This window comes from Hymenobacter citatus, from assembly GCF_014333615.1.
Lineage (GTDB): Bacteria > Bacteroidota > Bacteroidia > Cytophagales > Hymenobacteraceae > Hymenobacter > Hymenobacter citatus.
This window is the reverse complement of sequence record NZ_JACSCY010000027.1, coordinates 15,689-29,625: the sequence shown is the minus strand read 5'-3', so window position 1 is coordinate 29,625 and position 13,937 is coordinate 15,689. Positions and strand designations below refer to the sequence as shown.

The following is a 13,937-nucleotide window of genomic DNA, read 5'->3' as shown; positions in this document are numbered from 1 at the left end:
TCCTTCGCAAGCTCAGGATGACAGCCGCTTTGCTTTCACAACTTCACAAACTCACCATTTCACTATCTCACCATCTCACCATCTCACTTAAACCGGCAAGTGAGAATCGTGATGTCGTCGGCGAAGTGGCTGCCTTCGCTGTTATAGGTTTCTATTTCCTGAAGCAGCTCGCGGTGCAGGGTAGGGAGCGGCACGTAGCGGGAGCGACGCAGAAAGTTGAGGACACCTTCCTCACCAAACTCTTCTACCTCATGGTCAAACACTTCGGTTAAGCCGTCGGTGTAGGTGAGTAACAGGGAGCGGGAGGGGACTTTGGTTTGCTGCACTTTTAAGAAGGGCAGTTCCTCGAAAATACCAAGCATCGTGGTGCCATCGGCCAGCAGCTCGTGGTGATGGTCGTCGCAGAGCAGGATGGGCGAATTGTGGCCCGCATTCACGTACTCCAGCTCACGCGTGGCGCGGTTGTAGATACCAAAGAAAGCCGTGATGAACTTCTCCGACACGGCATTGCGGTAAATCAGGTTGTTCAGCTCGGCCACGATGGTAGCCAGATCGGCCTGCTGGCGTAGCAGCGTCCGTAGGCCGGCCTGGAAGTTCGACATCAGCAACGACGCCGGCACGCCCTTGCCCGATACATCGGCCACGCAAAACAGGAACCGCTCCTTGTTGATGGGCACGACGTCGTAGTAGTCGCCGCCAATGGCAGTGTGGGGCACGTAGCTGGCGTGCACGGCCACGTCTGCGTCGTTGGGTAGGCTGCGCGGAAACAGCATGGTTTGCACCTCCTGCGCAATTTCGATTTCCTTGCGCATAGCAGCCGCTGCCACGCGTTGCCGGCCCAACCGACGGTTTTCCACCGCCCCGATTAAAATGTTGCTCAGCGTTTCCAGGAATTTGGTGGCTTCCTCGGGCACGTAGTCGTCGTGCACGTTGCCGATGAGCACGTAGGCCAGCGTTTCGCCGCGGTGCTGCACCGGAATCAGCAGCTCCAGTTGTTCCCATTCGGTTCCCAGTCCCAAGTCGGCTACGGGTACAGGCTGGGTAGGGCTATGCTCCAGAATGTGCTCGGGTAGGGGAAGACGATAAAAATCGACCAGGCCGCTGCCAAAGCTCACTACACACTGCCACTGGCCCTCTTCCTTCACATAGAGCACCATGCGCCGGATATTGAGCTGGCCGAGCAGGGTGAACTGAAATATTTTGTACAGCGCGGCCTCCGGCGAGTCGAGCGTGATGGCCTGGGTGATTTCCAGCAGGGCCCCCAGCTCACGCTCTTTTAGGAACAGGCGCTTTTCGGGAGATATATACTTAGACATTTGCTACGGGTGTTTTAGGATCATAGGCGTCGCGGAGGCCGTTGCCGAGCAGGTTGAAGCTCAGCACCAATAGGCTGATGGCCAGACCAGGCAGCAGCGTCAGCCACAACCCAGCCTCGGTACCCAGGAGCTGAAACCCCTCGTTTACCATCAGCCCCCACGACGGGGCCGGGGGCTGCACGCCTAGCCCCAGGAAGCTTAGTCCGGCCTCCAGCAAAATCGCCGCCGCGAAGTTGCTGGTAGCCAGCACAATCAGCGGGCCAATCATATTGGGCAGCAGATGGCGGGCTATCAGCCGGCGCTGGGGTAGGCCTAATACGCGGCCAGCCTCTACAAACGTTGCGGAGCGCAGGCTCAGCATCTGGCCGCGCACCACGCGGGCTACGTCTACCCACATGGTGAGGCCCACCGCCACAAACGACACCCATACGCCTTTGCTGTTGAGAGCCAGCGAAATAGCAATAACCAGCATGATACCGGGAATACTCCACACCACCGTCATCAGACCCAGCAATAGGCTATCGACCCAGCCGCCCACGTAGCCTGCCACGGCCCCAATGAGCATGCCCAGGGCCAACGAAATCAGCACGGCCACCAGGCCAATGCCCAGGGAGATGCGCGTGCCCAGCAGCAAGCGGCTCAGCTCGTCGCGGCCGGCTTTGTCGGTGCCCAGCCAGTAGGTGCGCTGCTCCACACGCTCATCGAGGATGAGCTGTTGCAGCTCGGCGGGCGAGCCGTCGCGGCCGGCCAGTTGGCGCAGGGCGTAGCGGCGCGGGGGGTCGGGTAGGGCGCTGTGGTTTTGGTAAGCCGGAAAAAAGGCCGAGTCGGTGGTGAAGGTAGGACGGCCGCCCACCGGCACTTCCTGAAACCGGCGGGCCCTACCCTGCCACCACGTCCGCAATGGGTTATTGGTGGCCGCAGCGCGGCCGGTCGTGGGCAGCGGCAGCTTTAGAATGGTGACCTGAAAGCCTGGCGACTCCTTTTGCAACTGCACCAAGCCGTTGTTGGCATTGGGCGAGTTGTCTGGCAGTACCCAGTAGCCTAATACGGCCAGCAATGTGCACAAGACAATGAACGCCAGCCCGAACATGGCGGGCCGGTTTTGCAGCAACCGCTGCCGCACGTAGTAGCCGGGCGGCCGGGCGGCTGCCGCTACAGTGGGCGCGGAAGCGGTAGGTGCAGCCACAGCTAGCGGGTGTTGTGTTGCAGCAGGCCTTCCTTGGAAGCCAAAAAGAATGCATCGCGGCAGATGGCACCGAAGGAGGTAGGCTCGTAGGCCAGCTCGGTATCGGCATCGGGCCAGAAGCTGCGGATGAGGTCCTGCTCCAGCAAACTGCGCAGGTTTTCTTCCAGCACAGGGGCCGCAAGGCCGGTTTTGCGGCTCAATTCAGCGAAAGGCGTGACGAAATATAGCTCGTCTAAGATATCGAATTCGGCGTCGGTCACGGGGATGGTGTAGGTCGGGGAGGGTAGCAAATATAGGGTTGAGGCCGGAGAAAGTCAGGCAGCCGTGCAGTTGGCTTAGTTACGGGCTACTGCTCCAGTGCCCTGCTCTACTTCTATGTAGACTAAAATATCTTTGATTTCTTGGTCTGACATGTCGAAGCTAGGCATTTGCTGCTGATCGTAATCTGCGTATAGCTTCACTGCATATGAGTCGCCACTGGCAACAACTTTAGCTGAATTTTTCACCCACTGCGTTATCCATTTTTCAGGTCGACGCTTGGTAACGCCGGCTAATGCAGGACCAACTACCCTATCTAGCACCGCATGACACTGCGCACAATTACCTCTAAACAATGCTTCGCCAGCAGCGTAGCGCGCCATTTCCTCTGAGGCCAGCTCGGGTAACTCTGCCTCTTGCGCAACAGGTGTACTGACCACTCCACACCACCCAACCTCCACTACCTCCTCCGGCTCGTGCAACAGCCCGCCTGCTGATAAACAAACTGCGCCTATAGCGCACGCCACTACCCCCATCCCGACCGTTAATGCCCCGCGTATCGTTGCCTGACTCATGGTGTATTTGCTGAAGTGGTTACTGCTCGTTGCTTACTCCCTCAAGTACTATCAGGCGCGTTATATTCTCAAGGAAAAGACGCTTTTTATTTCACCTGCCTCCCCTTCCACTGGTAGCCGCCGCGCAGGCCCAACAGTCCTACCCCCAGCGTGTAGGGCGCGTAGGCCAGCTGCAACAGCGGTATCATGCGCAGCCACCGCGGCTGGTGCAGCAGACGCAGCACGGGCCGGAGAAACCACACATCGGCGCCGAGCTTGAGTGCCCACGCCGCGCCAACCCACGGCCCCAGGCCCGGCTGCTGCAGCCACAGCACCGGCCCGGCCGCCAACGACACATTGGCCAGCAGCACCAGCACCGCCAGGCGTTGCGGCGCGGTGGCCTGGTAGTGGCGCCACTTGCTGGCCCAGCGCACCCGCTGCCGCAGCAAGGCCGACAGGGTAGGCGGCGCGGCCGTACGCACCACGGCCGCCTCTGCCTGCAAAAACCGGATGCTACCGGGGTAGGCCGCGTGCAACTTGTGCAGCAGAAATTCATCGTCGCCGCTGGCCAGGTGCTCGTTGCCGACGAAGCCCTGCACGGCCGCGAAGGAGTCGCGGCGGTAGGCGAGGTTGGCGCCGTTGCACATCGTGGGGAAGCCCGCCTGGATACAGGCGCCGCCTACTCCTACCAAGCCGGCAAACTCTAGGCCCATTAGACGGTGCAGTACGGTATCGGGGCCGGTAAGCAGCACGGGGCCGCTGATGAAGCGCACAGCTGGCTCGTGCTGAATGAGTTGGACATAGCTGCGGAGCCAGTCGGGGCCGAGGCGGCAATCGGCATCGGTGCACACCACCCAGGGGGCGCGGGCCACGGCTAGCGCGGCTTGCAGGGCCGCTTTCTTGCCGGTAGGCGCGCCGGGCTGCTGGGCCAACTGGATGAGGTGAAGCGGGAAATCGGTAGCAGTTTGGGAAGCTACGGCCGCTGTGGCATCGGTGGAATGGTCGTCGACCACAATCACCTCGAACTGCGCGGCGGGTAGGGTTTGCTGGTTCAGGTCGTGAAGCAGGTGCGGGAGGGTAGCGGCTTCGTTGCGGGCTGCGATGAGGACGGAGAAGCGAGGTTTCTTGAAAACCTCACCCCCTAGCCCCCTCTCCGCAGGAGAGGGGGAACTAGCTGCTAGTTCTTCTAGCTCTAGCTTAGAATAAAAGAACTCATCTGCACTAGAATCTAGTGCTAAAACTAGTTCCCCCTCTCCTGCGGAGAGGGGGCTAGGGGGTGAGGTCCACGCCCGGCGCAGGGCCACCATCACACCGGCATACACCAACGGCGCGGCTATCAACCCTACCCCTATCCAGTTCGTTTTCATGAATGCGCGGCCCGACGGGCTTTTTTCTTGCGAAACACTTTCACTTGCAGCACAAACAATAGCCCCACCGCGCTGGGCAGCGCAATGTTCACGACCCACAGGCTGAGGCTTGCACTAAGCACCGGCAGCACCGGCTGACCCAGCAACCCAAACAAATGCGTGGCCGACAATTCCCGTACGCCCACGTCGGCCAGGGCGTTGAGCGAGGGCACCAGCGACTTAAACAGGAACGTGCCCGCCACGGCGGCCAGCCCCTCGCCTACCCCCGGCCGGGCACCGTAGGCCAGCAGCAGCAAGCCAAATTGCACGCAGAACACCAGGTAGCGCAGCCCGGCAATGGCCAGCACCACCGTGAGGGCGCGGGCCGAGTAGCTGGGCATGACGGCCAGAAACCGCCGGAAGCGGCGCAACGGCCGCACCAGCCCCAAGGCTGCCAGCAGCAGGCGCGAGCGGTAATACGGCAGCAGCACGGCCGCATTCAGCAGCAACACAGCCACCACCACGCCTACCTGCGTGGCCGGGTAGCCTATTAGATAAAACCGGAGCAGAAAATACGCAAGGCCCACCGAACCGGCCGCCACCGTCGCAATCAGCTGGCAGTAGCGGCCCAGAAACACGGCCCCCAGCGCATCCAGCCGCCGACTTTTCAGCTCGATGATGCGGCCAGCGTAGTCGCCTACCCGATTGGGCGTTACGAAGCCCAGGGTGAGGCCCACCAGCACGGCCCGGTAGCTGCGCCGAAACGAGACGGGCTCCAGGTGCCGGGCCAGGCGCCACCACTTCCAGGCCTCCAGGCCCCAGTTGACGGGTACCAGCGCCAGCGCGGCCAGCACCGGCCCGCGGCCCGCCCCTGTGAGCGAGGTGGCCACCAGTTGCCGCCAGGCCGCCGCCGTGGCGGCATCGGCAAATACGGAGTAGTACAGCAGCCCCAGCGTGAGCAGCGTCACGAGTAATTTGCCTGCCAGCACCAGCCAGTTGCGCCGACGGCCAGCATTATCCGGCTTTTGGGCGTAGTTTTGTAGAGGGTCGGGAGGCAAAAGAGAAAAAGCTTATTGGCCCGGCAAGTTAGTTGTCAGTTGCTAGTTGTTGGTTGTTGGGAACTGGTTTCTATCAGATACTGCTACCTGAAAGCCGACACGTATCTGCTGCTTCCCACTGCTCACCGACTCCCAAACCCACCACTCATGCTCGCACCCTTGGCCGCCACCGATTTACTGCCCAAAATCATCATGGGCGTCGACCCCGGCACGCAGATTATGGGTTACGCCATGATTGAGGTGCAGGGCTCCAAAGTGAAGGTACTGCGCTACGACGTGATTGAGATGAAGAAGCTGGCCAACCACGCCCTCAAGCTCAAGCGTATCTACGACCGCATGGTGGAGCTGATTGACGAGTTTCTGCCCGACGAACTGGCCATTGAAGCGCCTTTCTACGGCGTGAATGCCCAGAGCATGCTGAAGCTAGGCAGGGCGCAGGGTGTGGCCATTGCCGCTTGCTTGTCGCGCCAGATTCCGTATGTGGAGTATGCGCCTACCAAGGTAAAACAGTCGGTAACGGGCTCGGGCGCAGCTAGTAAGGAGCAAGTGGCTCATATGCTACGCCAAACCCTGCAACTGCCGCCCATCGAGGAAGCCCCCAAGTTTCTGGATGCCACCGACGCACTGGCCGTGGCCATGTGCCACCACTATCAGAAGGGTAACAACCAGAAAGCTGGCGGCAAAAGCTGGGGCAAGTTCCTGGCCGACAACCCCGATAAGCTGGCTGCGCCCGTGGCTGGCAAAAAAGCCGTGCGGGCCAAGGGGTAGCCCCCCCCTACCCCAGCATTCAAATTGTGCCCGAGCAGCAAACTCAATAGCACCCTATTCTCGGCACCTAGTTTTCCTCTCGGCTACTCCGAAGGCCTCTACGCGCCTTATAACGAACTATATATAAAATTCACATATAGACCTGCAACCATTCTCGCAGCGGATGCCTCTACCAAAAAAGCAGGACTTATTATTTCACTTTTCATTCATTATCCCTATGCTTCAAACCTATACTCGCTGGCTTAGCTGTTTGCTGCTGAGCGGTTTGCTGGCCTGTTCTTCTGCCGATAAAGAGGAACCGCAGCCGTCCATCACAGACACCATGTGGAGTAACTCCGCTTACGGCTACTGCCCGCAGCTGATGACGCGCACGGCGCTGGAAGAATCCGTAACGGTGCTGCCCGCGCGGGCCATGCACAAGACCGGTAAAATCTACCTGTGGGGAAAGTACATCTTCGTCAATGAGCTGTACGAGGGCCTGCATATAATTGATAATCAAGACCCCAGCCATCCGAAAGCGCTAGGCTTTCTGCGCGTGCCCGGCAACATAGATCTGGCCATTCAAAACAACTACCTCTATGTCGACAACGGACCCGACTTGGTGACGCTGGACGTGAGCAACGTGCAGGCGCCCCGCATCACCAGCCGCGTGCGTAACGCTTTTCGGGAGCTGCTGCCGCCGATGGGCTACCTGGCAGCCAACTGCGCGACCAATCGCCCCGAAAACACGGTGGTAGTGGGCTGGCAGCACGTGAGTATTCCGGCACCCGGTACCAACACGCCTCCCACTAGTTGGGGCTGGTGGGGTAGAGACGTATTCTTCAACAGTCCCAACGCCTCAGCAGCGGCACCCGGCAACCTGACCGGGAAAAGCGGGTCGTTGGCCCGATTCACCATCCTCAACCAGACGCTGTATACGGTTGATAACCAGAGCCTGCGCTTGTTTGATCTGCGCACGCCCGCGTCGCCGGTAGCGGGCGCCAAGCTAGAGCTGGCCTTTGGCGTCGAAACGATATTCCCCTATGACCACTACCTATTCCTGGGTACGCAGCGGGGCATGTATATTTTTGACGCTGCCACACCCCAGGCTCCGCGCCAGGTGTCCTACTACCAGCACGTGGTGAGTTGCGACCCGGTGGTAGTGGATGGCAAGTACGCCTACGTAACGCTACGCAGCGGCCAGTTCTGCGGAGGCGGCCCCAACCAGCTCCAGGTCATCGACCTCACCAGCCTCGACAAGCCCCGCCTGGCCCAAACCTACCCCATGACGGGACCACAGGGCCTGGGAGTCGACAACGGGCAGCTGTTTGTGTGCGACAGCGACGGTTTGAAAACCTTCTCTACCCAGCAAACGCCTCAGCTCACGCTGCAAGAGCATTTTCAGGTGAAGGTGACGGACGTGATTCCACACGCGGGCCTATTGCTAGCCATTGGCGCCGATGGTCTCTACCAATACCGCTACACCGGCACGAAGCTCGAGCAGCTGAGCTTGTTGCCCATTACGCCCCTACCCTAGTGCGCGCACGTTTTCGTCTTGTGAGACTAATAAGGTGGGCCTGCGCGGGCCTGCTGGCCAGTGGGGCACTACCCGCAGCGGCCCAGCAGGCCCCACTCCCCGCCGCCCGCTTTTTGGCGCTGAAAGTAGTGCCACAGCACGTGGTACTGAGCGGTTATTGGCTGGAGGCGGAGTATGGCCTGCCGCGCCACCCGCAGCAGAGCGTAGCCCTCACGGCACAACTGTACCACGGCCCGGCCGGGCGTCCCAATGTGCCAGGCTACGCCGCCTCCGACCCCGACGAATTGGTGCGGGGCGTGGGTGCGGAGCTTCGCCACCGCTTGTACCTGCGAGCGGCGAACCGCCAGGCATACCCCACCGGCTTCTACTTCAGCTACGGCCCTACCTTCCAGCACTTCCGCATGACTTACCCTACCCTGGGCTGGCGTGAGGTGAAAGGCCCCAACGGCCTGGAGTACTTGGAGTACGGCCGCATTCCTACCCGCACCACCATCAACCGCTACGGGGCGGCAGCTACGGTGGGCTACCAGGCGCCCCTACCACCCGGCCGGGTATTTCTGGATCTGTACGCGGGCGTAGGCTGGCGGCAGCGGCACAATCAGTCGGATGCCGTAGCGGCCCAGTTCAAGAGCGGTACTTCCGACTACGGGCACCGGGGATATTACTTTCCGGCTGGCGTGAAGATAGGCGTGCAGCTATAAAGTCGAAAGGGAACTACCGCACTCACTCGGCGCAGCCGAGCGCGTGCGGTAGTGAGCATCACTCTATTGCTTGGCCGTGCCTAGTAGGCACCCCGACACGTTCCAGGCACTGAACGCGGTGCCTTCCCGTTTGCCGAGCGGAATGGCTACTTTGAGCGTGTGCTGTCCTGCGGGTAAGTCGGGCAGGGGGATGTAGACGGGCGGCGTTAGGCTACCGGGGCACCAGTTCGAGCGGCTCAGATCGGACGAGGAAAGGCCGGTGCCGAAGTTGCCGGACGAGGGGTTCAGCAGCCGGTACGTGCCGCAGTCGGTGCGCCAGGGAATGAACTGGTACACTTGCTTGCCGTCCAGGAAGATTTCGTTCAATTTCTGATTGAACTCGTCGCCACCGCCCCAGCCCCCGTGGCCGGTGGTGATATAACGCAGCTGCACGTTCTTCATCGCCTGCGGAACGTTCACCGTAACAGTCAGCGAGTCCTGCCCGAACATGGTGCCGTACTCCTGCCCGGCCATTTCCATGAGGTTGGTAGAGTTGAATAGCGGCAGCACCGTGGGGGTAGGCGCTGGCTTATCGGAGCCGCCACCAGGATAGTATTGCAGGCGCAGACTCACCTTGTGCCCGCCCTTGTCGTAGTTGCCGATGAACACGCCCAGCCACACCTCGCCCTGCAAGCGGGGCGCCAGCTCGGTCACGTCCTGCCGAAACACCGCCGAGTCGGCCCAATTATAGCCTTTGATGGTAGAAGCGGCGTTGTAGGCCCGCACGCCGAAGGGGGTAAAAAAGCGCATCAGTTCCAGCGGGGGCAGGTACTGTTCGGTAGCCACCACGCCCTGGTATTTCTCCTTATACACGGGTAGGGCCTTCACGCCTTGTTGCAAGCCATTCAGAAACGACTGCTGCTTGTCCAGCGGAATCATAAACACCGACCCCGTTCGGTCGTACGCATCGCCGTTGGAGTACTGCGACAACTCCGCCAAAATCTGCGTACCGGCTTTGTAATCAGGCAGCTTGATTTTCTTGAGAATGACCGTGCCGCCGGCGTAGTGGTAGGTGACGTTGGCTTGCCCGGCCGCCGGGTTGGGCTGGTCGTTGCCGAAGGAAAGCTGCTCCTGCCGGAACACTGGAATGGTGGTGAACCGGCTGTCAATCACCTGACGGTTGTAGGTAGCGGCATCCACCACCGGGCCCATCGTGGCCGGGGTAGACCAGGCCAAATCGGCGCTTTTGACGGAGCCAAGTTTGATGCGGGTAGCGGTGACGGCCTGCTCGCCATTGCGGACCGTTTTCAGGATCAGCCCCAGACCCGGCGCCACCCCAATGCTGGGCGTGCCCTTTAGGGGTAGGGCGTTGGTATACCACACCTCCACCGTGTTGGAGCGGATAATGACTTTGGCCTTCTTGCAAGGGTAGCCCAGGATGGTAGCTGTATCGGGCTGCAGCTCGGGCTGCTCGTAGGCGCTAAAGGCCTTGGCCTGCGTCAAGTGCCCCCCGTTGGGTAGGGTGAGCACCTGCAAGGTGCGCTGGGCGGCGTAGTCCAGGTACTGCTGCTCTTTGGCCTGCGCATCGGCTACCCGTTGCAGGTGCGCCCGTGGCCCGTCGATAAACAATTGCAGGCGCCCTTCGGGCACGGCTTTGTCGTGGTAGGTTACGTCGTAGGTGATGGTGGCGCTACGTTGGGCATAACTGGCCACGGCGGACAGCAGACAAGCAAAGAGCAGGAAGATGTTTCTCATTCGCATCAGGGAGTGGTCGGGCAAGATTAGGTAGATTGTGGATAGCGGATTATCGGTTTTTAATGGCTTTTGTCCGGCATCCGTCGACACTTACTAGTCATATAGTTGCCAAGAAGCAGCGCAGCAATAGTCGCATTGCGAAGCCGAATGGTTGCTACCCTACCTCAATCTCGCCCTTCAGATACGTCACGGCGTGGCCGCTGATAAGCACCCGGTCCTGACGCAGCTCGCACCACAGGTCGCCACCGCGGGGCGACACCTGGCGGGCGCGTAGCTTGGTTTTGCCCAGCCGTTCGGCCCAATACGGCACCAGGGTAGTGTGCGCCGAGCCGGTGACAGGGTCTTCGGGCACGCCTACACGCGGCCCGAAAAACCGCGACACAAAATCAACCTCACCGCTGCCCGGCGCCGTGGCAATAACGCCCCGGTAAGGCACTTGCAGCAACGCGGCCTGATCGGGTTGCAAGGCCGCCACTTCTTCTGCCGAAGCAAACAACGCCACTAGGTCGGGGCCGGCCAGCACTTGCTGGGGGGTAGCGCTCAGCCCGGCGAGCAGGCCTTCTGGCACCGCGTCGAGCAGTTGAGGCGGCCGGCTCGGGAAGTCCAGCGTGAGCCGGCCGCTCTCGTGCTGGCGCACGCGTAGCGGACCGCTTTTGGAATGAAACGTCAGGGCATCACCCTTGAAATTGAGATGCCGTAGCAGCACGTGGGCCGAGGCCAGCGTAGCGTGTCCGCACAGCTCTACCTCCACAACGGGCGTAAACCAGCGAATTTCATATTCGCCCTCCTGGCCTTCGCGCGGCACAAAAAAGGCCGTTTCGGCCAGGTTGTTTTCGGCGGCAATGGCCTGCATGGTTTCGACGGGCAGCCACTCGGTGAGCGGACACACGGCAGCAGGGTTGCCAGTAAATAGTTTGTCCGTAAAGGCGTCGACTTGGTAGAGGGGGAGTAGCATGTGAGCAGTCAGAATGTAGAATGACCCGTGAATAATAGTCAGATGAAGATACCATGGGTTGCATTAGCGTAGCGACAACTCATCACTTCTTCCGGATAGACTGGGTGAGCTTTCGAAACTCCGCTAAGTTCGTCTCGTAGTCGTCGCGGGCGATACCCTCCAGGGCAATAGCCGTGTTGCGCAGCACTGTCACCTGCTGGAATATTAGCACCTTTTGTCCGCGCAGTTTGCCGTAGGCTTCCACCTCGTAGCTTTCCAGCTCGTGGGGGTGCGTAGTGGCCGTGCGGCGCACGCTGTAATCGGTGAGGCCGTACTGGCGCAACGTGGTAATGAGGTCATCGGCGACGTCGGCGGCCGTCATGGCCGAGCTGAAGGGCATGGGAATGACCGTGACGACGGGCTCGTTGCCGAGTGGTTCGACGCGGCTGCCAGCTTGGGTGTAGATAAGCTGATTGCCCATTTGGCGCGCAAAGGCAAAGCGCGAGGCCTTGTCGTCGAGCGTGAAACCGAGGCGAGCAAAAGGGTCGGCGGCCATACCACGCTCGTAGTGAGCCGAGAGCAGGGCCCGGCGCAGCGCCGCGCCGGTGGCCGTATCGGCAGCAGGGTAGGGCGTGGTGGTAAGCAGCACGGCAAAGGTAGAGTCGCCAAAGGCCAGCTGGTAGCTGCGGCGGGTAGGTTGCGGCTCAGCCCAGATCAAGCGGGCGGGGTAGCCTTGCACCTGCACCGCATCGTCGGCCAGCACCTTGCCGCCGCGGGCCGTAATCTTGGCCGGCCCGAAGCTGGCGGCGTTGGTGTAGTAGTTGGTGGTCGGCAACTCATATACCTGCACAGCCACATTGCCGTGGCGCAGGCCCGCGAAGCCCGGCGCCGTGCTGAACCCAGCGGGCGGCAGGAGCAACAGACGAGTGTTGGGTATCCGCACGTAGCCGGCCGGTAGGGCCTCCGCGGCCGGCGCTTCAGCAGGCTGGCGTAGCACCTGCGCCACAGTCGAATGCCCCAACAAGAAGCTGAAGCCCAACACAACACCTACCCTACCCCCTACGACGCTCCACGATATTCTTTGTCTCATACCCATTTTAGCACTGCTGCCTACCAACAGCTCAGCGGCAAGGTACAGGGTGACGGGGGAAATTTCACGGAAAAGTCGGCAGCGTACATGGCGCAGGGCAGCGGGCAACAGGCTTGGCCTGCTTGATTTGAGTGGCCGAATGGAGGAGAAATTCCGGCAGGTCGGCTAATTTGCCGCGGGCGGCCTCCCTTACCACGCCAGCCCTGCCACGTTTGTTGTCTGTACCATATGAAAGCACTCCTGCTCATTGATATTCAGCCCGACTTTGTGCCGGGCGGCCGCTTGCCCGTGCCCGATGGCGACGCCGTGATTCCGCTGGCCAACGCCCTACAACCGCACTTCGAGTTAGTGGTAGCCACCCAAGACTGGCACCCGGCCGGCCACCAGAGTTTCGCCAGCAGCCACGCTGGCCACGCCGTATTTGACCGTATCTCGCTGCACGGGCACGAGCAAGTGCTGTGGCCCGACCACTGCGTGCAGGGCACGCCCGACGCCGCCCTGCACCCGCAGCTGGATCAGCACCGCATCGAAGCCATCTTCCGCAAAGGCACCAACCCCGCAATCGACAGCTACAGCGGTTTCTTCGACAACGGTCACCTAAAAAGCACTGGCCTAGCCGACTACCTGCGCGGCCGGGGCGTGACGGAGGTGTACCTGGCCGGCCTGGCCGCCGACTACTGCGTGTATTTCACCGCCAAAGATGCGCTGGCCGAGGGCTTTGCCACGTATGTAATCGAGGATGCCACCCGCGCCATCGACGCGGAGGGCTACGCCGGCGCCCGCGCCGATGTGCAGCACCGCGGCGGCCAGCTGATCCAAAGCGCCGATTTACTCCCGTAACGCCTACCTCTTTGGACGCACCCCTTATCCTGACCCTCACGCTCGACGCCGACGCCCAGCAGTTTTTCAACCACCTGCGCGAGGAACATTTCCCGCCCGAACGCAACTACCTGGCGGCTCATCTCACGCTGTTTCACCACCTACCCGGCGACCAACTTGAAGCTATAACGCGGGAGCTAGCAACCCGCGCCCGCCACATGACCCCACTGACGCTAAGCGTAACGGGCGTGCAGTTTTTAGGCCGCGGCGTGGCCTACTCCCTCGAAAGCCCGGCCCTGCAAGCCCTGCACCAGGAGCTGCAACAGCAGTGGCTGCCCTACCTCACCCCCCAGGATCAGCAGCGCCGCCGCCCCCACGTCACCATCCAAAACAAGGTAGACCCCAAAGTAGCGCGGGCCCTGCACGAAGAACTAAGCTCATCGTTTCAGCCCTTCGAGGCACAAGGCAAAGGCATGCATCTGTGGGCCTACCGCGGCGGCCCCTGGGAATCGGTGCGGCAGTTTGTGTTTTTGGGGTAGGAAATGGTGAGATTGTGAGATTGTGAGATTGTGAATTGTCTGTCATCCTGAGCGCAGCGAAGGACCTTATCACGTGAGAACGAGTCGTTATTACGCTTGTCGTTCTATCGTAAGAAGG

14 protein-coding genes are annotated in these 13,937 nt (G+C 60.9%); 5 read left to right on the top strand and 9 right to left on the bottom strand.

What is annotated here, in order from left to right:
- Positions 1-83: 83 nt before the first annotated feature.
- The 6 genes from H8B15_RS20355 to H8B15_RS20330 form a co-directional block, all read right to left on the bottom strand.
- Positions 84-1,316 carry a PP2C family protein-serine/threonine phosphatase gene (locus H8B15_RS20355; RefSeq protein ID WP_187321485.1) on the bottom strand — a complete coding sequence of 411 codons (1,233 nt, stop codon included), beginning with the start codon at positions 1,314-1,316 and terminating at the stop codon, positions 84-86.
- Positions 1,309-2,502, bottom strand: a complete 1,194-nt coding sequence (locus H8B15_RS20350) for an ABC transporter permease (RefSeq protein WP_343069191.1) — start codon at positions 2,500-2,502, stop codon at positions 1,309-1,311. The genes H8B15_RS20355 and H8B15_RS20350 overlap by 8 nt, the downstream gene beginning before the upstream one ends.
- A 2-nt stretch (positions 2,503-2,504) precedes the next feature.
- Positions 2,505-2,792: a hypothetical protein gene (locus tag H8B15_RS20345; RefSeq protein ID WP_187321484.1), complete on the bottom strand. Its 288-nt coding sequence runs from the start codon at positions 2,790-2,792 to the stop codon at positions 2,505-2,507.
- A 45-nt stretch (positions 2,793-2,837) separates the two neighbouring features.
- On the bottom strand, positions 2,838-3,335 hold the full coding sequence (locus tag H8B15_RS20340) for a c-type cytochrome (RefSeq protein ID WP_187321483.1): 498 nt from the start codon (positions 3,333-3,335) through the stop codon (positions 2,838-2,840).
- A gap of 86 nt (positions 3,336-3,421) precedes the next feature.
- Complete coding sequence (locus tag H8B15_RS20335) at positions 3,422-4,681, bottom strand: glycosyltransferase (RefSeq protein ID WP_187321482.1); 1,260 nt, start codon at positions 4,679-4,681, stop codon at positions 3,422-3,424.
- Positions 4,678-5,718, bottom strand: a complete 1,041-nt coding sequence (locus H8B15_RS20330; RefSeq protein ID WP_187321481.1) for a lysylphosphatidylglycerol synthase transmembrane domain-containing protein — start codon at positions 5,716-5,718, stop codon at positions 4,678-4,680. Before H8B15_RS20330 ends, H8B15_RS20335 begins: the two co-directional genes overlap by 4 nt.
- 147 nt (positions 5,719-5,865) lie before the next feature.
- Here H8B15_RS20330 and ruvC point away from each other — a divergent pair, with 147 nt between their 5' ends.
- The 3 genes from ruvC (at position 5,866) to H8B15_RS20315 (ending at position 8,703) form a co-directional block, all read left to right on the top strand.
- Positions 5,866-6,486 (top strand): crossover junction endodeoxyribonuclease RuvC, encoded by a 621-nt coding sequence (gene ruvC, locus H8B15_RS20325; RefSeq protein WP_187321480.1) that lies wholly within the window; start codon positions 5,866-5,868, stop codon positions 6,484-6,486.
- A 217-nt stretch (positions 6,487-6,703) separates the two neighbouring features.
- Positions 6,704-8,002, top strand: a complete 1,299-nt coding sequence (locus H8B15_RS20320; protein WP_187321479.1) for an LVIVD repeat-containing protein — start codon at positions 6,704-6,706, stop codon at positions 8,000-8,002.
- Positions 8,003-8,022: 20 nt separating this feature from the next.
- Positions 8,023-8,703, top strand: a complete 681-nt coding sequence (locus H8B15_RS20315; RefSeq protein ID WP_187321478.1) for a hypothetical protein — start codon at positions 8,023-8,025, stop codon at positions 8,701-8,703.
- 63 nt (positions 8,704-8,766) lie between these two features.
- Here the strand turns inward: H8B15_RS20315 and H8B15_RS20310 are convergent, their stop codons facing one another.
- From H8B15_RS20310 to H8B15_RS20300, 3 genes are all read right to left on the bottom strand, one after another.
- Entirely contained in the window at positions 8,767-10,437 is a 1,671-nt protein-coding gene (locus H8B15_RS20310; RefSeq protein ID WP_187321477.1) for a PNGase F N-terminal domain-containing protein, read from the bottom strand.
- A 154-nt stretch (positions 10,438-10,591) separates the two neighbouring features.
- Positions 10,592-11,392, bottom strand: a complete 801-nt coding sequence (locus H8B15_RS20305; RefSeq protein WP_187321476.1) for a PhzF family phenazine biosynthesis protein — start codon at positions 11,390-11,392, stop codon at positions 10,592-10,594.
- Between the two features lie 82 nt (positions 11,393-11,474).
- Positions 11,475-12,461 carry a hypothetical protein gene (locus H8B15_RS20300; protein ID WP_187321475.1) on the bottom strand — a complete coding sequence of 329 codons (987 nt, stop codon included), beginning with the start codon at positions 12,459-12,461 and terminating at the stop codon, positions 11,475-11,477.
- Between the two features lie 228 nt (positions 12,462-12,689).
- Here H8B15_RS20300 and pncA point away from each other — a divergent pair, with 228 nt between their 5' ends.
- Together pncA and H8B15_RS20290 are read left to right on the top strand one after the other, a co-directional pair.
- Positions 12,690-13,301 (top strand): bifunctional nicotinamidase/pyrazinamidase, encoded by a 612-nt coding sequence (gene pncA / locus H8B15_RS20295; protein WP_187321474.1) that lies wholly within the window; start codon positions 12,690-12,692, stop codon positions 13,299-13,301.
- 11 nt (positions 13,302-13,312) lie between these two features.
- Complete coding sequence (locus H8B15_RS20290) at positions 13,313-13,819, top strand: 2'-5' RNA ligase family protein (protein ID WP_187321473.1); 507 nt, start codon at positions 13,313-13,315, stop codon at positions 13,817-13,819.
- Positions 13,820-13,937 lie beyond the last annotated feature (118 nt).